The organism is Pseudomonas sp. BIGb0558 (assembly GCF_024807515.1).
Lineage (GTDB): Bacteria > Pseudomonadota > Gammaproteobacteria > Pseudomonadales > Pseudomonadaceae > Aquipseudomonas > Aquipseudomonas yamanorum_A.
Map to the genome: position 1 here is coordinate 269286 of NZ_JANUEW010000003.1, position 23134 is coordinate 292419.

Sequence of the window (23134 nt, forward strand, 5' to 3'; positions counted from 1 at the left end):
TTTTATCATAGGTGCTACTGATGTTTAAAAAAGTAAACACTGCCCTGCTGGGGCTGGCTTTGTCGATGGGGATCACGTCCGTTCACGCGGAAGAGGCAAAGAAAGTCGATGTGCTGCTGATCGGCGGCGGCATCATGAGTGCGACCCTGGGTGTGTGGCTCAACGAGCTGCAACCGGACTGGTCGATGGAGATGGTCGAGCGCCTCGATGGCGTGGCCGAAGAAAGCTCCAACGGCTGGAACAACGCCGGTACCGGTCACTCGGCTTTGGCTGAGCTGAACTACACCCCGGAAGACAAGAACGGCAACGTTGAAATCCCGAAAGCGGTCGAGATCAACGAAGCGTTCCAGATCTCCCGTCAGTTCTGGTCCTGGCAGGTTCAGCAGGGCGTCCTGAAGAACCCGCGTTCGTTCATCAACTCCACTCCGCACATGAGCTTTGTGTGGGGCGATGACAACATCAAGTTCCTGAAGAAGCGTTACGACGCGCTGCAAGCGAGCCCGCTGTTCGCCGGCATGCAGTACTCCGAAGACCCGGTGCAGATCAAGAAGTGGGTCCCGCTGATGATGGAAGGGCGTGACCCGAACCAGAAAATCGCGGCCACCTGGACCCCGATCGGTACGGACGTGAACTTCGGCGAGATCACCCGCCAGTTCGTCGCTCACCTGCAAACTACGCCGAAGTTCGACCTGAAACTGTCGAGCGAAGTGCAGGACATCACCAAGAACGCCGACGGTTCGTGGCGTGTCAGCTACAAAAACCTGAAAGACGGCACCAAGACGTCGACTGACGCCAAGTTCGTGTTCATCGGCGCGGGCGGCGGTGCACTGCACCTGCTGCAGAAGTCGGGCATTCCTGAAGCCAAGGAATACGCAGGCTTCCCTGTTGGCGGTTCGTTCCTGGTGACCGATAACCCAACGATTGCCGAGCAGCACCTGGCCAAGGCCTACGGTAAAGCGTCGGTTGGCGCACCGCCGATGTCGGTTCCGCACCTGGACACCCGCGTGCTGGATGGCAAGCGCGTGATTCTGTTTGGCCCATTCGCCACCTTCTCGACCAAGTTCCTGAAAGAAGGCTCGTACCTGGACCTGCTGACCAGCACCACCACCCACAACATCTGGCCAATGACCAAAGTCGGTATCCGCGAATACCCACTGGTCGAGTACCTCGCCGGCCAACTGATGCTGTCGGATGACGACCGCTTCAAGGCGCTGCAAGAGTACTTCCCGAACGCCAAGCAATCCGACTGGCGCCTGTGGCAAGCCGGTCAGCGCGTGCAGATCATCAAGCGTGACGAAGAGCAGGGCGGCGTCCTGAAACTCGGTACCGAAGTGGTCAGCTCCGCCGACAACACCATTGCAGGCCTGTTGGGTGCATCGCCAGGCGCGTCCACCGCGGCTCCGATCATGCTGACCGTGCTGCAGAAAGTGTTCAAGGAACAGGTTGCGTCCCCGGCCTGGCAGGAAAAGCTGCACCAGATCGTGCCTAGCTACGGCACCAAGCTGAACGACAGCCCTGAAGCTGTTGCTAAAGAATGGGCCTACACCGCCAACATTCTGCAGCTGACGCCTCCGCCAGCGATTCCGCAGCTGACTGCTCCAAAAGCCACCGAGGCTGCCAAGCCTGCGGCTGAGCCGAGCAAGCCAGCTTCTGACCTCGCACTGTAAGACGCCGGTGAGGTCCTGATTCAGGACCAAACCGATGTAAAAAGCCCGCTGAACCGGTAACGGTCAGCGGGCTTTTTGTTGGCTGCAAATCAAGCGTCTTCAGTGCAGTTCATGTCCAGGTAGGGCTGGATATCCACCGCATCAATCAATTCCTCGGGCAGGTAACGCCGGGCGTATTCAAGGTAGATCCCCGAGCGCAGGAACAGGTCGAAAATCTCCGGGTCGATGTGCCGATCCTTTTTCATAAAGCCCATGATCTTGATCGCCTCCGACAACTTCTTGCCCTTTTTATAGGGCCTGTCGACGGCTGTCAGCGCCTCGAAAATATCCGCGATCCCCATCATGCGTGCCGGCCAACTCATCTGTTCGCGGGTGAGACGCTTCGGGTAGCCGTTGCCGTCCATTTTCTCATGGTGGCCGCCAGCTATTTCCGGGACTTGCTGGAGGTGACGCGGGAACGGCAGTTTTTCCAGCATGCTGATGGTCTGGATGATGTGCTCGTTGATCTTGTAGCGCTCTTCTTCGGTCAGGGTGCCGCGGCTGATACACAGGTTATAAAGCTCCCCGCGGTTGTAGAGGTGTTCCGGAACCTTGACCTTGAAGCCGTACGGATTGTCATCACTCAGGGTTTCGCGGCTGCTGCGCGGGAACAGGTGATCGGCACGATCTGCCAATAAGGGTTCCATGGTTGGAAGTTCTGCTTCGGCCGAACGTTGTTTACGGGCACTTTCTTCGTTGGAAACGCCGATACGGTCCGAGAGGGTGCGACGCCACGTGTAGTTGGCCAGCTTCTGCACGCGTTCAACACGGTCCGGCGCCATAAACTCTCCGCCAATATTGCACTGGGCCACAAAGGCAAAATCGTCATCCAGTTGCGCGAGCTTCTCAGCCAGTTCTATCTGAAATGTTTCGGCCGCACCTCCAGCGGCGATACTTTTCCAGTAGTCGAGTTCGGCGTCGCGCTTGAGCACTTCGAAACGCATCCGCACTTCATGAATTCGGTCGTACAGCGTTTCAAGTTTGGTGGCTTTATCCACCACATATTCAGGCGTGGTGACTTTGCCGCAGTCGTGCAGCCACGCCGCGATATGCAGCGCCTCCCACTGCTCCTCATTGAGCGCGAAATCCTTGAATGGCCCGTCTCTTTCAGCACAGGCCGCGTGGGCGAGCATCTTCGTCAGCTCAGGTACGCGCTGGCAGTGGCCGCCGGTGTAGGGGCTCTTGGCATCGATTGCGCCGGCGATCAGCTGGATAAACGACTCCAGCAAGGTCTTCTGCTCATCGATCAGGCGCTGGGTGTTAAGGGCGATGGCGGCGGTGCTCGACAAGGCTTCCACGAAGGCCATGAGCGAGGGTGTCAGTCGCCGTTCGTTCTCATCCACCAGCAACACGACGGCGCCCAGCAACAGGCCGCTGCGGTCCTTCAGCGGTAAAGCCCAAAGCGTCAGTGAGGTTTGGATATCCTTCAGAAAACCAAAATGAGTCTGCAGTTGTTCCCGGCTCAATCGCGCAGGCTTTGCCTGGGGCGTATTGAGTGCCTGCACCAGTGGGTGGTTCGGGTTGTCGGCCAGTTCAATCGGCTTGCCCTCGGCGGTTTCCTGTAACTCATTGCCCCAACGCACTCGCGCCACTTTCAAGTGGCCGGCATGGGCATCGGCCAGATAGATCAAGCCGCCTTTGGCACCGGTGGTCTCCTGCATTTCCATCAGCAAACGCGCCAGCAGGTTCTGGAAGTTGGTCTCGCTGGACAGCACCGTCGATAGTTCCAGAAAGTGCTGAATGGTGGACTTCATGCTGCCCATGGCATGTGCCAGGTCGATGACCTCGGCGATGTTCGATTTAACCTGCGTTGATGCCTCAAAGTTGAATTGTTCTATTTGCGTAGCCTGATGGGTGAGTGCCGCCAACGGCCGGGATGCCGCACGGGACATGGCCAGGGCCACCAGGATACTCACGACAAGAAACGCCAGGGAGATGAACAAGCCGTGATTGCGGGTGGCAATCGCATTGGCCATCAGCTCTCGATACGGCGTTGTCATCCATAGGGAAAGATTTTCCGTGCCCGCCAACGGCAGTTCAACGCGCATGCCTTGCCATTCACCGTCGCGGGTACCGAGGCTTAATCGGTCGTTGTGTTGGGTGGCCGCTGCCGCCACAAATTGTTGAGTCACCGGCAGGCTTAGCTCATCCAGGCGCGCCAGGCGATTTTCGCCATTGCTGTTCGATATCAGCCGCGAACCCTTTTCAGAGCTGATCACCTCGTTTTTATGATTGAGGATGGTCAGGTGTGAGCCCGGGGTGATTTTGGCCGACTGCAGAAGTTGGTCGATAGAGTGCAAGCTGATATCGATGCCAGCGACTCCGGCACCATTTTGCGTAGGCTGAGCAAAACTGACCCCCACGTCCTCGGTGCCGAAAAACGGGTATGGCTGGGTTGCAAACAGCTTTCCTGCGGATTTCGCGCCTGTGTACCAGCTGCGGGTGCGGGGATCGAACTGGTTGGCTGGATCAGCCCGGCGCTCCATCACGGACAGATCGGCGTTCAAGTAGAGATACTCGCCGACAGGTTTGCCATCGTGTGCCTGGATGTTCTGCAGGGTCCAGGCGGTGCCTGTTGGCGGTGCCAGCCTTGGATCTCGTGCAGGGTTTTCATCCCCGCGAAACAGCATGAAAAAATCGCCATTGCCGTATCCCATGTAAACCCCTCGCACCGCCGGCTGCGCCTTCAGCATCGTCACCAGGAAGGGCAGGCTGTCGAGGCGTTCATCCAGGGTGGTGGCGTTCATCAGGCGCTGCTGTGACAGCAGGCCAACGGTGAGCTGGGCGGGTCCGTACAGGTTCTGCAACTCTTTGAGGGTGAGCTGGCCGGCGATCTCGAAGCGCGAACGGGCTTCATCGGCCATGAACCGCTTGGTCTGCAGGAATTGATAGCTGAGGTTGATCAGCGCAAAGAGCAGCAGCAACCCGACGAACAGGTAGGAAAGGTGCACATAGAGAGGGACGCGACGAGATGGCATTTTGCAGCACCCCTGCGAAATTGATCGTCGTGTGACTATAGGTCGTATTTACGGGGCCGGCAGTGCCTGGGGATCCGCCGAACACGACAGTGGCCGGCGGGGTTTTACAGGGTTTACGGTCTGGACGTGTACCAGTCACCGGCGGGCAGCTCTACTTGGCGCTCCGCCGCCGCCAGGGCCGCCTTCAGCCCCTCTTTGTCCAGTGGAATGCAGTACGCAGGTTTGGCGCGTTCAAACCGCCAGCTCTCATCCAGCCCGCCGGCATCCACTGCGTCAAAGCCTATGTCGTCCAGCAAGGCAATCACTTGCGCCTTGGCGGCCGGATCATCCGCAGCGACCGGCAGCGCACGCCGATCGGGTGCGCCGCTGCTGCGCGCGTCCTGGGTCAAATCCGGCGCCAGGATGGCGTTGAACACTTTCACCACCGTCGACTGCGACAGGTGCTCGGCGACCAACCGGCTGGTGGTGGTTTCAAAACGGTCGAGCACTGGAATATGGCCATCGCGATCCGGGTAGTAGTTGTTGGCATCCATCACGATTTTGCCTTCCAGCCACTGCGCCGGCACGCTGCGGTAATGCTCGAACGGAATGGCCAGCAGTGCCAGGTCGCCAAATTGCGCTGCATCTTGCGCAGTGCCCACTTGAACCCCGCGAATGCCGCTGCGCACGCTGGTCATTGACTGAGGGCCACGGGAGTTGCTCAACATCACTTCATGGCCGGCGGCCAATGCCAACTGCGCAACGGCGCGTCCGATAAAGCCTGCTCCGATGATGCCAATTTTCATGTCGGTGCTCCTGGGTTGAGAGAGCCGTTATGATGATTAGCGACTGGATGGCGATAAATGGCCATTCTGATCTTGGTGTTGTTACTGGGAGTGGTGAATGATGGACCGCCTTTCAAGCATGAATGCCTTTGTGACGGCTGCCGAGATGGGGTCCTACGCCCGTGCGGCGGAGCGTTTGAGCCTGTCGCCGCAGATGGTGGCCAAGCATGTGGCGGCCCTGGAGCATCGGCTGGGCGCCCGCTTGCTCAACCGCACCACGCGTCGGCAAAGCCTGACGGAGCTCGGGAGTGCTTACTACGAGCGCTGCAAACATATCCTGACGGAGGCTGAGGCGGCGGACTCCCTTGCACAGATCATGAATGACACGCCGCGGGGCAAGCTCAAGATCAGCGCTCCCGTGACGTTTGGCTCCTACAGCCTGATGCCGCTGGTGACCGGGTTTCTACGGGACAACCCCGAGGTGGAAATCGACCTGCACCTGACCGACCGGTTTGTCGACTTGGTGGAGGAGGGCTACGAAGTGGCGTTCCGTATCGGCCCTCTGGCAAGCAGCAGCCTCACCGCCCGGCCGTTGCAGCCCTACCGTCTGGTGGTCTGTGCCGCACCCAAATACCTGGCCGAGCGCGGTACGCCGCTGACGCCGACAGACCTTGAACACCACGAGTGCCTGGGATACGCCTACTGGTCGCGCCCGGTCGATCGCGAATGGTCGTTCTACCAAGGCGCCGTCTTGCACAAGGCGCAAGTCACCAGCCGCCTGCACGTGAATGAAAGCCGGGCGTTGATGACTGCGGCGCTGGATGGCTTTGGCATTGTCCTGGGGCCAGAAGATTTTTTGCGTTCGGCCCTGGCGCGCGGCGAACTGGTGCGCGTGCTGCCGGAGTTTGAAGCGCCGAGCCGGCAGATGCATTTGCTCTACACCGCGAACCGCCAGCGCACCGCCAAGCTGCGGCGATTTGTCGACGCGGTGCTGTTGCGTTTCGGCCCGCCCTAGACGCTGAAGCCGACTTTGACCTGCTCATACACATGCAGCGCCAGCAGGTTGCTGCTATCGCAAAGCAGATACAGGTGATGCACCGGCAATGGAGGCAATTGGGCCCCGGCAATCACTCGGGTCAATCCCTTGCCCATGCGGCTTTCTTCCACCAGGCCCACCGCCATGCCACTGCGAATGCACGCTTCAACGGCAGGCGAACTGGCACTTTCCAGCAGCACCCGATAGTAAGTGCCGTGCTCCTTCAGCGCCCGAATCGCGGCGGCGCGATAAGGGCAGCCTGACAGTTGCACCGCAATCGGTAACGGCGCCTGCTGTGGATAGCTGAAGTGTTCGGCGGCGACCCACAGTGGCTGGATTTCCCCCAGGCGTTCGCCCTGTTCCAAGGGCAGGGCGCTGACAATCAGGGCCAGGTCCAGCTGTTTGCTGCCGAACAACGTGAGCAGTTCGCCACTGGAACGCGCTTCCACCTCCAATTCCAGCAGCGGGTTGTCGGCCACCAGGCGCGGCAGAAAATCCTGCATGAAGTCTGGTGCGTAAGAGTCAGGCAGGCCAAGGCGGATCTTGCCCTGCATGCGTTGCGGCGTGATGGAGGCCAGCAGGCGATCATGGCTCTTGAGGAACTCGGTGGTTTCACCCAGGAGTTTCTTGCCGTACATGGTCAGCTCAACCCCCTGGTTGCTGCGGCTGAACAGGCGCTGGCCGACTTGCTCTTCGAGCTTTTTAATCTGTGTGGTCACCGTGGAGGCACTGCGGTGCACGTGGTTGGCCGCTTCGTTGAATCGCTGAAAGCGGGCTACCGCGTGAAAGGTGCGCAACAGGTCGATGTTCAGTTGTTTACTCATGATTCCACTTTTATGGATTAGTGGTGCAGACTATTCAAATATACAGAATCATGCGCGGCCCTTAGCCTTTCGGTCAATCAAGCGAACCGGAGGCTCAATGAAACGATCGACCTTAGGGCTGCTGCTGTTACAGATAGTCTTCGTGCTGTCGTGGAGTTCGGGCTTTATCGGCGCGAAATTGGCGGCCCGTAGTGATGGGGTGTTCAACGTGCTGTTCTGGCGTTTTCTGCTGGTGTCGCTGTGCCTGGCGCTGTTCTTGAACGTGCGGCTGCTGAAGGTTTCCTGGGCGCGGATCCGCCATCACGCCGTAATCGGGTTCCTCTCGCAATTTCTCTATTTGAGCTGTGTCTACGTGGCGATCCAGAACGGGTTGCCACCGGGGATTGCGGCGATCATCGCGGCCTTGCAGCCGTTGATGACGGCGGCCCTGTCATCGGGCAGCGTGGCCGAGCGCAGTGGTGGCTGGCAGTGGCTGGGGCTGATGATCGGTTTTGCCGGCGTGGCGATTGTGATCTCGGGGCAATACCGCAACAGCGGAGCCGATGTCGGGCTGGTCATGTATGCATTGCCCCTGGTGTCGGCGCTGGGGCTGACCGTCGCCACGCTGTATGAACGACGTTCGGCCCAGGCTCAGTCCGGCGACCTTGCCCTGGCGTTGTTTATCCAGTCGTCGTTGACCTTGATCGGTTTTGCCGCAGCGGTGCTCTACACCGATACGTTGAGCATTCCCCGGGCCCCCGATGTGTTGATCTCCATCCTTTGGCTGACGGTGTTTTCTACCTTCCTCGCTTACCTGAGCCTGTGGATGTTGTTGCGGGTGATGACGGCCACCCATGTGGCGGCGCTGGTGTACCTGGAGCCCCCGGTGACATTGGTCTGGGCCGCACTGATGTTCGGCGACGTGATTTATGCATCGACGTATATAGGGATCGCCGTGGTGGTGGCAGGCCTGATTCTGGTGCGCCTGAAACAACCGGTCGCAGTGTGTACCTCTTGAAAAGGTCAGTTTTTCTTTACCTGCCGTCTGCCCGCAGGTTCAGCAACCTGACAGTTGGCACCTGTTAAAAAGTCTTATAGCCAAGCAGGAGCGCGGCTGGAACAAGGGGGCATTTTTTACTGGTGTAAACGCTGGGCGGTGACGCCCGAGGATTCTGTATGTTGTTACGTTATGCGGCATTGGCGGCGCTGGTCGTCGCGGCTTCCGGGTGTGTAGAGGAGCGGGTCGTGCATGATCGACGACCGGTGCAGCGTGAATATGTAGAAGTCGTCGCGCCGCAACCGCCGCCGGTGCAGGTCATCGAGGTCGAGCCCGAAGGGCGGCCAGGCTACCTGTGGTCGCGGGGTTACTGGCGCTGGGAAGGCGGGCGTTATGTGGCGGTGCACGGCCACTGGGAGCCGGAGCGTCCAGGTTATCGCTACGTGCATCCGCATTGGGTACAACGCAATGACGGCTATCACTGGCAGGGCGGCGGTTGGGTTCGCTGACCGTATTGCAGTCGCTTAAATCGGCTTCTGTGTACCCAGAAGCCGAACTTCCCTGAGCAGCGCCGCGCCCAACTGGCCGGTGCCCAGCTCCTTGTAGCCCACGGCTTTTACATCGCCATTCTCTTCCGCCTGGATGAGGATCACTGGTGTTTGCTTGCCTGTGGCTTCGTCGACATGCATCGCGTACTGCGGGATATCCAGCTTGATCGGCGTGCCTGCCGCCTGGCCTTTCACATTGATCAGAAATGCCGCACAACCGGTATCCACATCCTGGCTGGTGGCGGAGCGGCCACTGACGAAGCAGGTGGAGGGCAGGTCGGGCCAGGTGATGGTTTCGGCGAAGGCCAGTGGGGACGTTAACGTCAAGCCGGCGAGAAGAAGCGTGCGCACGTTGGTCGTATCTCTGGATAAAGTCGGTAACGGCATTTTCTACCAAAGCCTGAACGCTGCTGCAACGCGGCGTCTCATGTCAGCCGCCGCATGCCTGTAGCCTTGGCTGCGTTGGTGTCAAATGTCGCCGTATATTCACATCCAGCTGCGTGGGCACAGCGTTCAATCAGGCAGTCGGCGAAGTCGGCCTTGGTGCTTGTGAATCGCCGCAGTGCCTGCCAGATGACTTCGGCGTGTTCTACAGTCAGTTCCCGGGTGCGTAGCAGCGTTTCCAGGACGGCAACCACTTCACTCTTGGCGCACTGGTAGCTGGATTGGAGGACCCATACCAACTCCACCACTGAAACCAGGCTGACGAAACCCGGCGAGGAAGTGGTGAGAGATTCGATCAGTCTGGATGCTTTTGGCGATTGAACGGGGTCATCTTGGGTGACATAGCGCACCAGCACATTGGTATCCAGTCCGATCATCGTGCTTTTGCCCCCTGCGCAGCGATGGCCAGGTTCATTGCTTCGATGCTGACAGGTTTGGCGGGTTTGCGGATCAGCCCTTTGAGGTCCAGTACGGTTTTGCTGGCCGCGATGATGGCGAATTTGCCTTCTTCCATTTCCACAAATTCGACCCGGTCGCCAGTGTCCAGCCCAAGCGCGGCGCGGACTTGAACAGGGATGGTGATTTGTCCTTTTGAAGTAAGTGTGGCGGTAGCCATGTTGAAAGCCTCTCTCGTGATACTCCTTACCTTAGGGTAAGGAATTGTGGAGGGCAAGATCCATTGGTCCATAGATTACTCATCTGGCGTGGGTGGGTCGGAACAGGTAAAACGATAGTCCGAACTGTCCCTGTCGACACGCCTGATACCGGCCTCAAGAGATACAACATATGACCGACCGCCACCTCATCATCCCCACCTCCATGCAACCCATCGTCGAGCGCGCCGGCTACGTGCCGGCCGTAAAAGTCGGCAAGACGTTGTACTGCGCAGGCCAGATCGGCCGCACGGAAAGGCTGGAAGTCATCACCGACCCCGAGGCGCAATTCGTCGCAGCCTGGGAGAGCCTGCGGCTGGTGTTGGAGGAGGGGGGTTGTACGTTTGAAGACGTGGTCGACATGACCACTTACCACGTGAACATGAGCGAACACATGGCGGTTTTCCGTGAAGTGAAAAACCGCCTGTTCCCGCGAGGGTTGTGCGCCTGGACGGTCATTGGCGTATCGGAACTGGCCAATCCAGGCTTGCTGCTGGAGATCAAGTGCGTCGCGGTTCAGCGCTGACTTACTGCACCACGCGATAGCACGGCACGTACGCAGCGCCGCCCGGCAGTTTCATCCGGTGCTGCTCCACAAATGCCTTCAGCAACTCATCCAGCGGCTTCATGATCGCCGGGTCGCCATGAATCTCATACGGCCCGTTCTGCTCGATCAGGCGAATGCCCTTGTCCTTGACGTTGCCCGCCACGATCCCGGAGAACGCCCGGCGCAGGTTGGCCGCCAGTTCGTGGGGCGGCAGGGCGTGGCTCAGTTGCAGGCTGGCCATGTTGGCGTGGGTCGGGTCGAACGGGCGCTGGAAGCCTTCGTCGATCTTCAGCAGCCAGTTGAAGTGGAACGCGTCGTTGCGCTCGCGGCGGAACTGTTTGACCGCTTTCAGGCCGGCCGTCATCTGCCGCGCCACTTCTGCCGGATCATCAATGATGATCTGGTAGTGAGCCTGGGCCGCTTCCCCCAGGGTTGCGCCCACAAACGCGTGCAGCTGTTGCAGGTACGGCGCGGCGTGTTTCGGCCCGGTGAGGATCACCGGGAACGGCACGTCGTGGTTGTCCGGGTGCATCAGGATGCCCAGCAGGTACAGGAACTCTTCAGCCGTGCCGGCGCCGCCCGGGAAGATGATGATGCCGTGGCCGACGCGCACGAAGGCTTCCAGGCGCTTTTCGATGTCCGGCAAAATCACCAACTCGTTGACGATCGGGTTCGGCGCCTCGGCGGCGATGATCCCCGGCTCGGTCAGGCCCAGGTAGCGCCCGCCGGTAATGCGTTGCTTGGCGTGGGAAATGGTCGCGCCCTTCATCGGGCCTTTCATCACGCCGGGGCCGCAGCCGGTGCACACGTCGAGGCTGCGCAGGCCCAGTTCGTGGCCGACTTTCTTGGTGTATTTGTATTCTTCGGTATTGATCGAGTGCCCGCCCCAGCACACCACGATCTTCGGCTCCACGCCCGGGCGCAGGGTGCGGGCGTTGCGCAACAGGTGGAACACGTAGTCGGTGATGCCCTGTGAGCTGCTCAGGTCGATGCGCTGGCTGTCCAGTTCGTTTTCGGTGTAGACGATGTCGCGCAGGGCGCTGAACAGCATTTCCCGGGTGCTGGCGATCATTTCGCCATCGACGAAGGCGTCAGCCGGGGCGTTCAACAGTTCGAGGCGCACGCCACGGTCCTGCTGGTGGATGCGTACTTCGAAGTCTTTATAGGCGTCGAGGATGGTCTTGGCGTTGTCGATATGCGCGCCGGTGTTGAGGATGGCCAGGGCGCATTGACGGAAGAGGGTGTAGATGCTGCCGGTACCGGCTTCGCTCAGTTGCTGGACTTCACGTTGCGACAGCGTTTCAAGGCTGCCTTTAGGGCTTACGGAGGCATTGATGACTTGTCTTTGGGGCATTCTGATTCCCTGAAAGCACAGCCACCGGACCATGGAAGGCCAGTGGCTTGAGGATAGTGCGCGCCGTTAACGGTCGCATTGGACTGGCATTTTCCCCGGCACTGGAGCCGAGCGCAAATACCGTCGCGCACCATCATGCCGCAGAAGTTACTGAATCAGCTTCCAGTTTTTGTAGAAAAACCGCCGCAAGGTAAAGACCGCTCCGGCAAAGCCGGCGATCAGGCCGTTGAGCACGGACGGCACCCGGGTGGGCCGCACGATATCGATGAACAGGCAGTAGCGCTTGGCGTCGTTCTTGTTGAAGGAGGCGTGCATCAGCGTGTCATCGAAGATAAACAGCGGGTCATCGTGCCAGTAGTGCTTGTGCTTGCCGACCTGGATGTAAACGCCGTCGTGATGGGGCGCCGGTGCCATGTTGTAGAGCACCCGGAACATCATGCGTAGCGGGCCGAAGTGAAACGAGGTGGAGCGGTTTTCATTGAACACCGACACGCCGATGGTTTTCACATAGGGCAGTTTTTCCCGCAGTTGCGGAATATCCAGAGTGGTCTCGATCGGACGGCCGTACCACTGGAAGAACAACATGCCGCGCTTTTTCTCGGCCATGCGCTCATCCAGGTACTGAATGATTTCGTCCTTGTTGGCCATGGCGTCGTCGATGACCTTCTGCAGGTCTTCGCGCCAGGCCGGTGGCAGGTCGTTCATTTTATAAACGTGGCGATTGCGCTGGCTCAACAGGTCAAACAGCGTGTTGAAGGGTGCCAGCAGCCAGGTATTGCGACCATTGCCGATGAAATACTTCTTGATGGTCGTGCCGTCGTACAGGCCATTGCGCAGGAAGTCATACAGCCCGCAGAACACCACCAGCAGCAGAAACACCAGGGTGGTTTTCGGGAAGCAATAGATGAACAGCAATACGCCAAGGACCCAGGCGGCGGACGCCAGGCGTTTGCGGATGACACTCTTACTCATGAAACTTGGCTCCATCGGGCGGTTTTCGATTGCTTCAAAACCGTCCGCGATCGACTGGCAGGCCAGGCAAAGGAGTCAGTCAACCCGTAGGGCATCATGCCCGAGCTGAAACATATCGAAATAATATGGTCATGATAGGGTGTTATCGCGCTCAGGTGGCGTTTTAAATGCTGGAAATTTGTGAAGTCACTGCACAGTTTTTTACCGTTGTCCCTTTAAAACACCTCGGCTAATAGCCGGATCAGCAGTGTTGCGGATAGCATTTTGTGAACAGAAGATTTGCGACTATCGTGACGCTTCGGTTTTCCGGGCGTCATAGACCGGTACGATTGACGCTGTAATGGCCACCATTGGCCTTCGGCACCTTGGAAGAGGCAGAAATTTTATGATCATCAAACCGCGGGTTCGTGGCTTTATCTGTGTGACCGCTCACCCGGTTGGCTGTGAAGCGAACGTCAAAGAGCAGATCGACTACGTGACCCAACACGGTGCCATTGAAGGCGGCCCGAAAAAGGTGCTGGTCCTCGGGGCTTCCACCGGCTACGGCCTGGCCGCGCGCATCAGCGCTGCCTTTGGCTGCGGCGCCGACACCCTGGGCGTGTTTTTTGAGAAAGAAGGCGAAGAGGGCAAGCTCAGCTCTGCCGGCTGGTACAACAGCGCCGCCTTCGAGAAGTTCGCACTGGAAAAAGGCCTGTACGCCAAGAGCATCAACGGCGACGCGTTCTCTGACGAGATCAAGCGCCTGACCATCGAAACCATCAAGAAAGACCTCGGCAAGATCGACCTGGTGGTCTACAGCCTGGCCGCGCCACGCCGTACCGACCCGCAAGGCGTGGTGCACACCTCCACCCTCAAGCCGATCGGCAAGGCCGTGACCCTGCGCGGTATCAACACCGACAAGGGCGTCGTGGTCGACACCACCCTTGAGCCGGCCACCCAGGAAGAAATCGACGGCACCGTGAAAGTCATGGGCGGCGAAGACTGGCAGCTGTGGATCGACGCCCTGCGTGACGCCGACGTGTTGGCCGAAGGCGCCAAGACCACCGCGTTCACCTACCTCGGCGAGAAGCTGACCCAGGACATCTACTGGAACGGTTCCATCGGCGAAGCCAAGAAGGACCTGGACAAGAAAGTCCTGACCCTGCGCGAAAACCTTGCTGCACTGAAGGGCGACGCCCGTGTGTCGGTGCTCAAGGCCGTGGTCACCCAGGCCAGCTCGGCGATCCCGATCATGCCGCTGTACCTGTCGCTGCTGTTTAAAGTGATGAAAGAACAGGGCACCCACGAAGGTTGCATCGAGCAGGTCTATGGCCTGTTCAAGGACAGCCTGTACGGCAAAGAGCCCAAGCTCGACGCCGACGGCCGCCTGCGTGCCGACCTCGCGGAACTTGAGCCGAAGGTTCAGGACGCGGTCGCGGCACTGTGGAATCAGGTCTCCGACGACAATGTCAACGAGATCAGCGATTTTGCCGGCTACAAGGCGGAGTTCCTCCGCCTGTTCGGTTTCGAGATCGACGGCGTGGACTACGACGCTGACGTCAATCCAACCGTGAAGATCCAGGGCCTGGTTCAGGCCTGAGCGATGTGAGCAGGCCGCGACCTTGAAGAGGTGTCATCAAGGCCGCGGCGGGTTACTTCACAACTTCAGGCGGTGCGGGATGAAGAGAGGCGCGCCTGTGCCTCGCTGAACGCGGGCCGCCTGACGTTTACCACTTCTTTTTCCCACAGTGGGTTCAAGGGCATGTGGTAACCACTGTCTTTGGCTGTCCGGATCAGTTCTGCCATTTCCTTGCTGTCATTGATGATGGCGATTTCGTCGAACCGTCCGAGTTTGGCCGGCAGGAAAAAGGTTACCGGGTAGTTGGCAGCAACATCAGCCACCGGGCTCCCTGAATCCGTACTGTGGTGAACCACCCGCTCTCCCTTCCCCACCAGCGCCTCATTGATCGCCGGGATCATGTTCGCTATTCGCGACGTGGCATTGCCGATGTTGCTGTCTTCCTTTTGATAAAAACGATCAGCGCTTTCATAGTCTTCGCGCAGTTCATTTGGCGCCTTGTATTGATTGGGATCTGCACTGCGTTGTTTATAGCCATCAACCCGCTCCTTAAATACGCTGTGGGCGACATCCGGCACGAGTAGCTTGTCTTGCGGGCCGAGGTCACTCATGTGCGGGCCGATCAAGTGCAAATCATAGTCAGCCGTCAGGGCTTTGCCGCCTTCGGTTTTTGCCAGCACTTCGACAGGCTTGCCTTGGTGGGTGATTTGAAAGTCGTTATCTAAAGGTGATTGGCGCTTGCCTTCGAATGCGTAGATTTTATGGCTGGGTCCCTGTGCATTGAAGCGTATGACGCCGTCAGGAGTCTCGGGTTGGAGTTGATCGATTTTGCCGAGCTTCAGCAGGTCGTTAAGGCGGTTGCTCGCCACCGTCAGCGGAACTGAAACCGCATAGCCATCCTGGATGCAACTGGTGGTTTGCTCGCTGGCCTTGGCGATTCTCTGCGGATTGGTTTCAGAAAACTTCTCCAGTTTACTGAGCCCCTGATCCACGCAGATCAGGCCGGCCTGCGGCCCCCAGTCGGCACTTTTGCCTTTGATATGAAAGTCTTTGGTGGGATGCCCTGCCTCGATCAGCCCGGTTGCCACTGGCTCGACGGCACGTACACCTATGATGGTGTTGTGCTCAGCGGCCAGGCGCTGGAAAGGTGCAAGATGGCTTGACGCAATTGCGGTCTGGTCCTTGACCCGTTCGATAACCGACTGCACGGACCGTTTTTCCAGCGTGACCGATCCGCCGTGCTGTTCAATTTGGCGATTTTCCAGTATTGCTCTGCTGGCGCTGGATGGAGAAATAAGAGAACTATTAAGAGTGTTCATGGGTTACCTCCAATTCGTTGCGACATGTCGTAAGTTTTATGGAGTTCCCTTCCAGACAAATGTGTGACCGATTGCACCTTCGACACTAAGCAACCCGTCTAGTCCGTGCTGTCGGAAATATCTGAAGTGTTTCGATGCATATTTATGTAATCCATTTATCCTGCATCTGCAGGTGTTTTAAACGGAGATGTCCTTATGACGATTCGCGCAGTTGTTTTTGATTTCGGCGGTGTCCTGTTCGACTGGAACCCGCACCATCTCTACCGCCAACTGATTGCCGACGACCACGAGCGCCAGCAGTTCCTGGACACGGTCTGCACTCAGGCCTGGAACACCGAGCAGGATGCCGGCCGCAGCCTGGCCGATGCGACCCGCACGCTGATCGCCGAACACCCCCAACACGAACGCTTGATCCAGGCGTACTACGACCGCTGGCACGAGATGCTGCGTGGCGCATTGCCTGAAGGCGTGGCGATTCTGGAAGCGTTGCATGAGGCGAAGATGCCACTGTTCGGCCTGACCAACTGGTCCGCCGAGACCTTTCCCTACGCCCGTGCCAACTATCCGTTCCTGCAGTATTTTCGCGACATCGTGGTGTCTGGCGAAATCAAGTTGATCAAGCCCGATGCCGCGATCTACCACGCCAGCCTGGCGCAGGTGCGTGCCCATCTGCCAGATATCCAGCCGGCTGAAGTGGTGTTTATTGATGACGTGGCCGGTAATGCCGAGGCGGCCATTGCCTTGGGCTGGCAGGGGATTCATCACGTGTCTGCCGGGCAGACACGCGAACGCTTAGGTGAGCTCGGAGTGAGCCTTTAGCGCGCCCACTTTTCCATGACGAAATCCACAAAGGCCCGCAGCTTGGGCAGGCGATAGCGGTCCTGGGCGTACAGTAAATGCATCGGCCGGCTGGGCAGTTGGTAGGACGTCAATAACGCCACCAGCTTCCCGGCCCGCAGGTCGGGCTCTACCAGTGCGTCCGGCAGCATCACGATGCCCATGCCTTCCAGTGCCGCCTGGCGCAAGGCCTGGGAACTGTTGATGGTCAACGAGCCGGAAACGGGAATTTCCACTTCGCCCTCTACACCGCGCATGCGCCACAGTTTGTCGGCGTTGCGCCAGTCGTCGGTCGCCGGGTAGGCGAATGCCAGGCAGTCGTGCTCCTGCAGATCATCGGGGAGTTGGGGCGTGCCACGCCGCGCCAGGTAACCCGGGGAAGCGCAGAGGGTGATGGTGTAATCCAGCATCGGCCGGGCAATCAGGCTAGGAGCGTCCAGCTCCCCCAGGCGGATGGCCACGTCGAAGCCGCTGTCGACCATGTCCATCCGCTGATTGCTCAGCACTACGTACAGCTTGATCTGGGGATAGCGCTGGGAAAATTCACTGAGTGCCGGTGCCAGGCGCTCGGTGCCAAAGGCCGGTGGCGCAGTGATCCGCAGCAGGCCCTTGGGTACGTCGCTGTTGGCTTGTTCGGCCATCTGTTCGGAGTCGGACACCAGCCCGAGTACTTCCAGGCAACGCTGGTAATAAATCCCGCCAAACTCGGTCAGGCTTTGCTTGCGGGTGGTGCGCTTGAGCAGGCTGACGCCCAGGCGTTGCTCCAGGGCGCGCAGGTGATTGCCGACCATGGTGGTGGACATGCCGCACGCCTGCGCCGCCGCCGTCATGCTGCCGGCTTCCACCACTTTCACGTACACCGTCATCGCCTGGAACAGATCCATTATAAAGCCTTGATTTAAAGTGATTGCAGGAATGCGCAGTTTATCCAGCTCGGGTGGCTAACGATACTGGCGCCATCACTACGATGCACTGGAGCCTCACGCCATGACCGCCGCCTGCCTGATGACCACTTATCAACCGTCGCCCCTGAGCTTTACCCGTGGCCTTGGCACGCGCCTGTGGGACCAGCAGGGTCGTGAATACCTGGATGCCGTGGCGGGTGTGGCGGTGACGAATGTCGGCCACTCCCACCCACGGTTGGTGACGGCCATCAGTGAGCAGGCCGGTTTGCTGCTGCACACCTCCAACCTCTACAGCATCGACTGGCAGCAGCGGCTGGCCCAGCGCCTCACCCAGCTTTCCGGGCTGGACCAGGCCTTCTTCAACAATTCCGGGGCCGAGGCCAACGAAACGGCGCTGAAGCTGGCGCGGTTGCATGGCTGGAAAAAGGGTATCGAACAGCCTCTGGTGGTGGTGATGGAGAATGCTTTCCACGGGCGCACCCTGGGCACTATGTCTGCCAGCGACGGGCCTTCCGTGCGGCTGGGGTTTCAAAAGCTGCCGGGGGACTTTATCAAGGTCGGCTTCGGTGACTTGAAGGCGCTGGAGGCGGTGACCGAGGAGTTCGGCGCGCGGATTGTCGCGGTGCTGCTGGAGCCGATCCAGGGCGAAAGCGGTGTGCAAGTCGCGCCGGCGGGTTACCTGAAAGCCTTGCGCGAGCACTGCACTCGCCAAGGTTGGTTATTGATGCTCGATGAGATCCAGACCGGGATCGGCCGCACCGGTCGCTGGTTTGCCTTCCAGCATGAAGGCATCGTGCCCGATGTGATGACCCTGGCCAAAGGCCTGGGCAACGGCGTGCCGATTGGTGCGTGCCTGGCCCGGGCCGCCGTGGCGCAATTGTTTACGCCTGGCAGCCATGGCAGCACCTTCGGCGGCAATCCGCTGGCCTGTCGGGTGGGGTGTACGGTGCTGGAGATCATCGAAGAACAAGGCCTGCTCGACAACGCGGCACAACAGGGCGAGCGGTTGCTGGCGCGCTTGCGGGTGGAGTTGAGCGAACATCCCCAGGTGCTGGCGATTCGCGGGCAGGGGCTGATGATCGGCATTGAGCTGGCGACGCCTCACCGCGACCTGGCCCAGCGCGCGGCGCACGAGCATGGGCTGCTGATCAACGTGACGCGGGGCAAGATCATTCGGTTGTTGCCGCCGTTGACCATTGACGGCAAGGAAGTGGAAATGATCGTGCGGGCGCTTTCCCGGCTGCTGGACTAGATCTACCCACCTTCCGTAGCAGCTGTCGAGCGCCAGCGAGGCTGCGTAGGACGCACCTCGGTCACGGGTCAAACTCGATGGCGGTGGTGCTGCCGACGCAGGGTCCCTGGCCAAACTCGATGGCGGTGGTGCTGCCAACGCAGCCTCGCTAAAGCTCGACAGCTGCTACGCGGGGCCGTTCAACCATTCCTGATTCAGGGTCTCGGTATCCCCCAGATAGTCGAGCAACCAGGCCATGGCCGGCGACAATTTGTTCTGCGCCCACGCCACGCACGACGGGCTGGCTGGGAAGGGCCGGGACAGTTGCAGGGCGCTCAGCTCGCCGCGTTCGATCCACGGTTGCACCAGGTGCGCCGGCGCCATGCCGACGCACAGGCCATCTCGCAGGCAATCAATCGCCGAGGCCCAATGGGGCACCACTAAACGACGCTGGTTATCCAGGGTCCAGGTGTCGCGCTTGGGCAGGTTGCGCGAGGTATCGGTCATGCACAGGGAGGCGAAAGGTCGCAGTTGGTCATCGCTGAGCAAGCCTTTTTCCGTCGCCAGCGGGTGCCGGCTGCTGACCACACACAGCCAGTTCAACAAACCCATGTCGCGAAACGTGAACTGGCTGGCCACCGGCACCGCGCTGGTGGCACCGATCACAATGTCGGTGCGGTCGTCGGCCAGGGCATCCCACACCCCGTTGTACACCTCGTAATCCAGCAGCAATTCCACCTCCGGGAACTGGCGATAGAAATCCAGCACCAGTTGCCGGCAGCGCTGCTGTTTGACGATGGAGTCCACCGCGACTTTCAGTTGGCCACTCCAGCCATTGGCCACTTGCTGGCACAGCCGGCGGGTGCCGAGCATTTTTTTCATGACGCCGCGGGCTTCGTCGATAAACAATCTACCGGCGGGCGTCAGTTCCACATCCCGATGACGTCGGACAAACAGCGGCACCGCCAGCCATTCTTCGATTTGCCGCACGGTGTAGCTGATGGCCGACGGCACGCGGTGCAGTTCCTGGGCGGCGGCGCTGAAACTGCCGTGGCGGGCCACTGCATCCACTACATCCAGGGAATATTCAGACCACATGGGTGTTGCCTTCAAAAATATTGATAGGAAAGTCCAATTATTCTCGCTTCACAGGGAAGTATGCAGCTTCATAATAGGCGCCAGTCAGCAAATAGTTTGATGGCAGGTTATACAAGGCTTCAATGAAAAATTCTTTTGGATTCACCTGGTACCTGGCGGGGCTGAGCATGCTCGGCTATCTGGCCATGGATATGTACTTGCCGGCGTTTGGCGCCATGGGCGAGCAACTGCAGATTTCACCCGGCGCAGTGGGCGCGAGCCTGAGCATTTTCCTCGCCGGCTTTGCCGTCGGGCAGTTGCTGTGGGGGCCGCTGTCCGACCGGCTGGGGCGCAAACCGGTGCTGCTCACCGGGCTTTCGCTGTTTGTGCTCGGTTGCCTGGGCATGTTCTGGGTCGAGACCGCACCGCAGTTGTTGGCCTTGCGCTTTGTGCAGGCAATTGGCGTGTGTTCAGCCGCCGTCAGCTGGCAGGCGCTGGTGATCGACCGTTACCCGGCGGATAAGGCCCATCGGGTGTTCGCTGGCATCATGCCGCTGATGTCCCTGTCACCCGCCCTGGCACCACTGCTGGGGGCATTGATGTTGAATCACTGGGGTTGGCAGGCGATCTTCGGTGTGTTGCTGGTGGTTTCGTTGCTGTTGCTGTTGCCGACGTTGTTTCTCAAGCCTTTGCCGAAACGCCTGACAACCGACGGCGAACCTTCCCGACTCGGTTATGGGCAACTGCTCAAGTCGCGGGTGTTCACCGGCAACGTGATGATTTTTGCCGCGTGCTCGGCCAGTTTCTTCGCCTGGCTCACCGCCTCGCCGTTCATCCTCGGCGGCATGGGCTACAGCCCCAACGACATTGGCTTGAGCTATGTACTGCCAACGCTGTCATTCCTGATCGGCGGCTACAGTTGCCGGAGCGCGTTGCAGCGCTTCCAGGGCAAGACCTTGTTGCCGTGGTTACTGTTGGCGTACTGCGTCAGCATGGTGGCGCTGTACCTGGTGGCCACCTTGACCGTGCCCACGCTCGCCACCTTGCTGATCCCGTTCTGCCTGATGGCTTTGGTCAACGGCGCCAGCTACCCGATCGTGGTGGCGAATGCGCTGATGCCGTTTGCAGAAAATTCCGGCAAGGCAGCGGCATTGCAGAACACCTTGCAGTTGGGCCTGTGCTTTCTTGCAAGCCTGATCGTGTCGTCGATGATTGACCAGCCGCTGTTGATTACCGCGATTGTGATGCTGGCGACGGCGCCATTGGCGGTGTTGGGCTACTGGCTGGCGCGGCCGAAGGGTAGTGACTCGGAGCTTGCACCTGCTTGACCTGATAATGCCGTCAAACTGTGGGAGCTGGCTTGCCTGCGATGAGGGCGGCATATCCGACATCATTATTGGCTGACCCACCGCTATCGCAGGCAAGCCAGCTCCCACAGTTGATCGGGTTCCTTGAGCAAGCATGGGGGGATTAGAAAGTCACTTCCATGTTCACCGTCGGCGTTGAAGTGCGGCTGCCCCGGCCGCCGTCCACACCGAACTTGTTATGCCAGTACTCGTAGCCCACGCCCAGGTACAGGTTGGGCTTGACGCTTTTGCCCGGGCGCACCGCCACCATCAGCGCGGTGCGCATCAGGGTTTCCGGCGCGGTGTCGCGGCCGTGGAAGTCCTCGCCCTTTTCCCCGACATGATTGATAAACCCCTGAAACTTCGCCCCGTGGTTGCCGATCTCGAAAGGGCGCATCCAGGTCAGGTTGAGCATGTAGGTATCGTCGAAGGCGTGGTCGGGTTCTTTCGCGCCGGGGATGCCGGAATGGTTCCTTTCCTTGTAGTACATCAGACTCAGGTCCAGCACGCCGACGGTGTTGAACTTCAAGGTCGGGCCAATCACCAGCGCGCGCTTTTTCGCCGACGCCAGGTTGTTGTTGCGGTTGGCGTCAAAGCCGAAGGTCAGTGCGTAATCCTTGATCACCCCGGTGCCCAGCGGCACATCGAAGACCCTTGAAGCGTACAACTGGTGCCGGTACACGGCGTACACCTCGCTGCCGCCGTGGTCGGTACCCTTGCGCGGGTCGCGGCTGTCGGACAGGAACACATCGAGGTTCAGGTAATTGCTGCCGTACTGGTAGCCGCTGGCGTGGGTGAAACTGTAGATGCGCTTGCTGAATTCATCCGGGTTGTTCGGATTGGTGAACTGTTGGCCGTAGCGAAATCCTACGCTGTTGTTCATCCACTCCAGCGCGACAGCCTCCCCGCCGCCGAACAGTGTGAGTAATACGGTTGCGCCGTGCAGTGCCTTTTTCATTGTTTTAATTCCTTTGGCGTTTTGGCTCATGGCAACCGTGCAAGGGTCGCCGGGCGCAGTATCCGCACATCCGTTGTGGGTTCCAAAGAACAGAATCTCGCCTGGGCCGATGCCGAAACGGCAGCACTGAAGCTGGCCTGGAAGTCAGGAAATACGCGGTGCCCGGGGTGTTTCCTGATGTTCACGCAAGCTGATTTCTTCACTGAGCAGATGGGCCATGGCTTGCACCGCAATCGGCAAGTCCCGGTCTTTGCGGGCGTACAGACCGAGGTCGCTGAAGATCCCGCCCTGGTCGCTCAGCGGAATGTGCAGGAGTTCACCGCGGGCCAAATCCACCTCCACGCCGATGCGTGTCTGGAACGCGATGCCCAGTTGCTGGCGCGCCAGTTGCCGGGCCAGTTCCATGGAGTTGCTGTGCAGCAGCGGTTTGTTCGTCGCCGCCGAGCGCTTGTGCAGAGGCGCGATCAGGTGATGAACCGACAGCTCGCTCTTGGCCTGGATCACCCCATGTTCACAGCAGCGCGCGTAACTCACGCTGGCCTCGCCCGCCAGGGGATGCCCCGGCGCCATCAACGCGCCCAGGCGGAAATGGCCGACACACACCTGGATGGTTTCGCTGCTGCGCGGTAAGGCAAAGGCCAGCCCCAGATCAGCCTGGCCGTTGACCACTGCGCCTGGAATTGACTGCGAACCCTGCACCGTGACGCCAATGGTCACCTTCGGGTAGCGCTCACGCATGCGCTTGAGGGCGGCGGGCAACAGCTCCACGGTGGCACCTTCCACCGTGGCGATTTCCACATGACCGGTCTGCACACCGTTCAAACCGTCCAGCTCACCGCGTACACGTTCCACATCCTGCAACAGGATGCTCACGTGACGGGTCAGGATCTCGCCGGCGGCGGTCAGGCGCAGCCCGCCGGGCAGCCGCTCAAACAGCGACGCGCCCACTTCATCCTCCAGCTTGAGGATCTGCCGGTTCACCGCCGAAGAGGCGACGTTCAGGCGGCGCGCGGCTTCGCGGATCGAGTGGCAGCGGCGAACCATGTCGAAGTAGTAAATCGCCGGGGCGTGAATGCGCAGCTTGCGGTTGAGCATTTTTTT

22 protein-coding genes are annotated in these 23134 nt (G+C 59.6%); 9 read left to right on the top strand and 13 right to left on the bottom strand.

All coding sequences use genetic code 11. The annotated features are described in order from the left end of the window. The first annotated feature begins 20 nt into the window (after nt 1-20). On the top strand, nt 21-1667 hold the full coding sequence (mqo, locus tag M2400_RS07235; RefSeq protein ID WP_259196106.1) for a malate dehydrogenase (quinone): 1647 nt from the start codon (nt 21-23) through the stop codon (nt 1665-1667). An 89-nt stretch (nt 1668-1756) separates the two neighbouring features. Here the strand turns inward: mqo and M2400_RS07240 are convergent, their stop codons facing one another. Further along, the gene (locus M2400_RS07240; protein ID WP_259196105.1) at nt 1757-4684 is read right to left on the bottom strand and encodes an HD domain-containing phosphohydrolase; all 2928 of its coding nucleotides are present in this window, start codon (nt 4682-4684) and stop codon (nt 1757-1759) included. 113 nt (nt 4685-4797) lie between these two features. Further along, nucleotides 4798-5469, bottom strand: coding sequence for an NADPH-dependent F420 reductase (locus M2400_RS07245; protein WP_177045622.1), 672 nt, complete (start codon nt 5467-5469; stop codon nt 4798-4800). Between the two features lie 97 nt (nt 5470-5566). On the opposite strand from M2400_RS07245, the gene M2400_RS07250 reads away from it, so the two are divergent. Next, nucleotides 5567-6463 carry a LysR family transcriptional regulator gene (locus tag M2400_RS07250; RefSeq protein ID WP_259196104.1) on the top strand — a complete coding sequence of 299 codons (897 nt, stop codon included), beginning with the start codon at nt 5567-5569 and terminating at the stop codon, nt 6461-6463. Here the strand turns inward: M2400_RS07250 and M2400_RS07255 are convergent. After that, a complete protein-coding gene (locus M2400_RS07255) occupies nt 6460-7308 on the bottom strand; it encodes a LysR substrate-binding domain-containing protein (RefSeq protein WP_259196103.1) in 849 nt (282 codons plus the stop codon). The two genes, M2400_RS07250 and M2400_RS07255, sit on opposite strands and share 4 nt — an antisense overlap. 97 nt (nt 7309-7405) lie before the next feature. Here M2400_RS07255 and M2400_RS07260 point away from each other — a divergent pair, with 97 nt between their 5' ends. After that, nucleotides 7406-8305: a DMT family transporter gene (locus tag M2400_RS07260; RefSeq protein ID WP_259196102.1), complete on the top strand. Its 900-nt coding sequence runs from the start codon at nt 7406-7408 to the stop codon at nt 8303-8305. Between the two features lie 158 nt (nt 8306-8463). After that, the gene (locus M2400_RS07265) at nt 8464-8793 is read left to right on the top strand and encodes a YXWGXW repeat-containing protein (RefSeq protein WP_063032202.1); all 330 of its coding nucleotides are present in this window, start codon (nt 8464-8466) and stop codon (nt 8791-8793) included. Nucleotides 8794-8808: 15 nt separating this feature from the next. Here M2400_RS07265 and M2400_RS07270 read toward each other — a convergent pair whose 3' ends face one another. The 3 genes from M2400_RS07270 to M2400_RS07280 form a co-directional block, all read right to left on the bottom strand. Then, nucleotides 8809-9183, bottom strand: coding sequence for a hypothetical protein (locus M2400_RS07270; protein WP_177045614.1), 375 nt, complete (start codon nt 9181-9183; stop codon nt 8809-8811). 74 nt (nt 9184-9257) lie between these two features. Continuing rightward, entirely contained in the window at nt 9258-9653 is a 396-nt protein-coding gene (locus tag M2400_RS07275; protein ID WP_177045612.1) for a PIN domain-containing protein, read from the bottom strand. After that, nucleotides 9650-9964, bottom strand: coding sequence for an AbrB/MazE/SpoVT family DNA-binding domain-containing protein (locus tag M2400_RS07280; protein WP_177045611.1), 315 nt, complete (start codon nt 9962-9964; stop codon nt 9650-9652). The genes M2400_RS07275 and M2400_RS07280 overlap by 4 nt, the downstream gene beginning before the upstream one ends. A 98-nt stretch (nt 9965-10062) precedes the next feature. On the opposite strand from M2400_RS07280, the gene M2400_RS07285 reads away from it, so the two are divergent. Continuing rightward, nucleotides 10063-10455, top strand: coding sequence for a RidA family protein (locus tag M2400_RS07285; RefSeq protein ID WP_259196099.1), 393 nt, complete (start codon nt 10063-10065; stop codon nt 10453-10455). Nucleotide 10456: 1 nt separating this feature from the next. Here M2400_RS07285 and ppnN read toward each other — a convergent pair whose 3' ends face one another. Next, nucleotides 10457-11830: a nucleotide 5'-monophosphate nucleosidase PpnN gene (ppnN, locus tag M2400_RS07290; protein WP_017477293.1), complete on the bottom strand. Its 1374-nt coding sequence runs from the start codon at nt 11828-11830 to the stop codon at nt 10457-10459. Between the two features lie 147 nt (nt 11831-11977). After that, complete coding sequence (locus M2400_RS07295; protein ID WP_177075669.1) at nt 11978-12802, bottom strand: aspartyl/asparaginyl beta-hydroxylase domain-containing protein; 825 nt, start codon at nt 12800-12802, stop codon at nt 11978-11980. A gap of 385 nt (nt 12803-13187) precedes the next feature. Between M2400_RS07295 and fabV the strand changes: the two genes are divergently transcribed. Continuing rightward, nucleotides 13188-14381, top strand: coding sequence for an enoyl-ACP reductase FabV (fabV, locus tag M2400_RS07300; protein WP_177045604.1), 1194 nt, complete (start codon nt 13188-13190; stop codon nt 14379-14381). A 65-nt stretch (nt 14382-14446) separates the two neighbouring features. Here fabV and M2400_RS07305 read toward each other — a convergent pair whose 3' ends face one another. After that, nucleotides 14447-15679 carry a CyaA/EF/ExoY family adenylyl cyclase toxin gene (locus M2400_RS07305; protein WP_259196097.1) on the bottom strand — a complete coding sequence of 411 codons (1233 nt, stop codon included), beginning with the start codon at nt 15677-15679 and terminating at the stop codon, nt 14447-14449. 195 nt (nt 15680-15874) lie between these two features. Between M2400_RS07305 and M2400_RS07310 the strand changes: the two genes are divergently transcribed. Further along, the gene (locus tag M2400_RS07310) at nt 15875-16498 is read left to right on the top strand and encodes an HAD family phosphatase (RefSeq protein WP_259196096.1); all 624 of its coding nucleotides are present in this window, start codon (nt 15875-15877) and stop codon (nt 16496-16498) included. Here the strand turns inward: M2400_RS07310 and M2400_RS07315 are convergent. Beyond that, a complete protein-coding gene (locus M2400_RS07315; RefSeq protein ID WP_177045600.1) occupies nt 16495-17400 on the bottom strand; it encodes a LysR family transcriptional regulator in 906 nt (301 codons plus the stop codon). The two genes, M2400_RS07310 and M2400_RS07315, sit on opposite strands and share 4 nt — an antisense overlap. 103 nt (nt 17401-17503) lie before the next feature. On the opposite strand from M2400_RS07315, the gene M2400_RS07320 reads away from it, so the two are divergent. Then, complete coding sequence (locus M2400_RS07320; protein ID WP_259196095.1) at nt 17504-18673, top strand: aspartate aminotransferase family protein; 1170 nt, start codon at nt 17504-17506, stop codon at nt 18671-18673. A 165-nt stretch (nt 18674-18838) separates the two neighbouring features. On the opposite strand, the gene punR is transcribed toward M2400_RS07320, so the two are convergent. Further along, a complete protein-coding gene (punR, locus tag M2400_RS07325; RefSeq protein ID WP_177045596.1) occupies nt 18839-19750 on the bottom strand; it encodes a DNA-binding transcriptional activator PunR in 912 nt (303 codons plus the stop codon). A gap of 122 nt (nt 19751-19872) precedes the next feature. On the opposite strand from punR, the gene punC reads away from it, so the two are divergent. Further along, nucleotides 19873-21057 (top strand): purine nucleoside transporter PunC, encoded by a 1185-nt coding sequence (gene punC, locus M2400_RS07330; protein ID WP_177045594.1) that lies wholly within the window; start codon nt 19873-19875, stop codon nt 21055-21057. A gap of 142 nt (nt 21058-21199) precedes the next feature. On the opposite strand, the gene M2400_RS07335 is transcribed toward punC, so the two are convergent. Both M2400_RS07335 and M2400_RS07340 read right to left on the bottom strand, forming a co-directional pair. Further along, the gene (locus M2400_RS07335; protein ID WP_259196093.1) at nt 21200-22033 is read right to left on the bottom strand and encodes a nucleoside-binding protein; all 834 of its coding nucleotides are present in this window, start codon (nt 22031-22033) and stop codon (nt 21200-21202) included. A gap of 144 nt (nt 22034-22177) precedes the next feature. Further along, nucleotides 22178-23128, bottom strand: a complete 951-nt coding sequence (locus tag M2400_RS07340; protein WP_177045590.1) for a LysR family transcriptional regulator — start codon at nt 23126-23128, stop codon at nt 22178-22180. Nucleotides 23129-23134: the final 6 nt, after the last annotated feature.

Coding starts and splice junctions, on each gene's coding strand:
- mqo (WP_259196106.1), top strand. CDS start 21: ATGTTTAAAAAAGTAAACACTGCCCTGCTGGGGCTGGCTTTGTCGATG.
- M2400_RS07240 (WP_259196105.1), bottom strand. CDS start 4,684: ATGCCATCTCGTCGCGTCCCTCTCTATGTGCACCTTTCCTACCTGTTC.
- M2400_RS07245 (WP_177045622.1), bottom strand. CDS start 5,469: ATGAAAATTGGCATCATCGGAGCAGGCTTTATCGGACGCGCCGTTGCG.
- M2400_RS07250 (WP_259196104.1), top strand. CDS start 5,567: ATGATGGACCGCCTTTCAAGCATGAATGCCTTTGTGACGGCTGCCGAG.
- M2400_RS07255 (WP_259196103.1), bottom strand. CDS start 7,308: ATGAGTAAACAACTGAACATCGACCTGTTGCGCACCTTTCACGCGGTA.
- M2400_RS07260 (WP_259196102.1), top strand. CDS start 7,406: ATGAAACGATCGACCTTAGGGCTGCTGCTGTTACAGATAGTCTTCGTG.
- M2400_RS07265 (WP_063032202.1), top strand. CDS start 8,464: ATGTTGTTACGTTATGCGGCATTGGCGGCGCTGGTCGTCGCGGCTTCC.
- M2400_RS07275 (WP_177045612.1), bottom strand. CDS start 9,653: ATGATCGGACTGGATACCAATGTGCTGGTGCGCTATGTCACCCAAGAT.
- M2400_RS07280 (WP_177045611.1), bottom strand. CDS start 9,964: ATGGACCAATGGATCTTGCCCTCCACAATTCCTTACCCTAAGGTAAGG.
- M2400_RS07285 (WP_259196099.1), top strand. CDS start 10,063: ATGACCGACCGCCACCTCATCATCCCCACCTCCATGCAACCCATCGTC.
- ppnN (WP_017477293.1), bottom strand. CDS start 11,830: ATGCCCCAAAGACAAGTCATCAATGCCTCCGTAAGCCCTAAAGGCAGC.
- M2400_RS07295 (WP_177075669.1), bottom strand. CDS start 12,802: ATGAGTAAGAGTGTCATCCGCAAACGCCTGGCGTCCGCCGCCTGGGTC.
- fabV (WP_177045604.1), top strand. CDS start 13,188: ATGATCATCAAACCGCGGGTTCGTGGCTTTATCTGTGTGACCGCTCAC.
- M2400_RS07305 (WP_259196097.1), bottom strand. CDS start 15,679: ATGAACACTCTTAATAGTTCTCTTATTTCTCCATCCAGCGCCAGCAGA.
- M2400_RS07310 (WP_259196096.1), top strand. CDS start 15,875: ATGACGATTCGCGCAGTTGTTTTTGATTTCGGCGGTGTCCTGTTCGAC.
- M2400_RS07315 (WP_177045600.1), bottom strand. CDS start 17,400: ATGGATCTGTTCCAGGCGATGACGGTGTACGTGAAAGTGGTGGAAGCC.
- M2400_RS07320 (WP_259196095.1), top strand. CDS start 17,504: ATGACCGCCGCCTGCCTGATGACCACTTATCAACCGTCGCCCCTGAGC.
- punR (WP_177045596.1), bottom strand. CDS start 19,750: ATGTGGTCTGAATATTCCCTGGATGTAGTGGATGCAGTGGCCCGCCAC.
- punC (WP_177045594.1), top strand. CDS start 19,873: ATGAAAAATTCTTTTGGATTCACCTGGTACCTGGCGGGGCTGAGCATG.
- M2400_RS07335 (WP_259196093.1), bottom strand. CDS start 22,033: ATGAAAAAGGCACTGCACGGCGCAACCGTATTACTCACACTGTTCGGC.
- M2400_RS07340 (WP_177045590.1), bottom strand. CDS start 23,128: ATGCTCAACCGCAAGCTGCGCATTCACGCCCCGGCGATTTACTACTTC.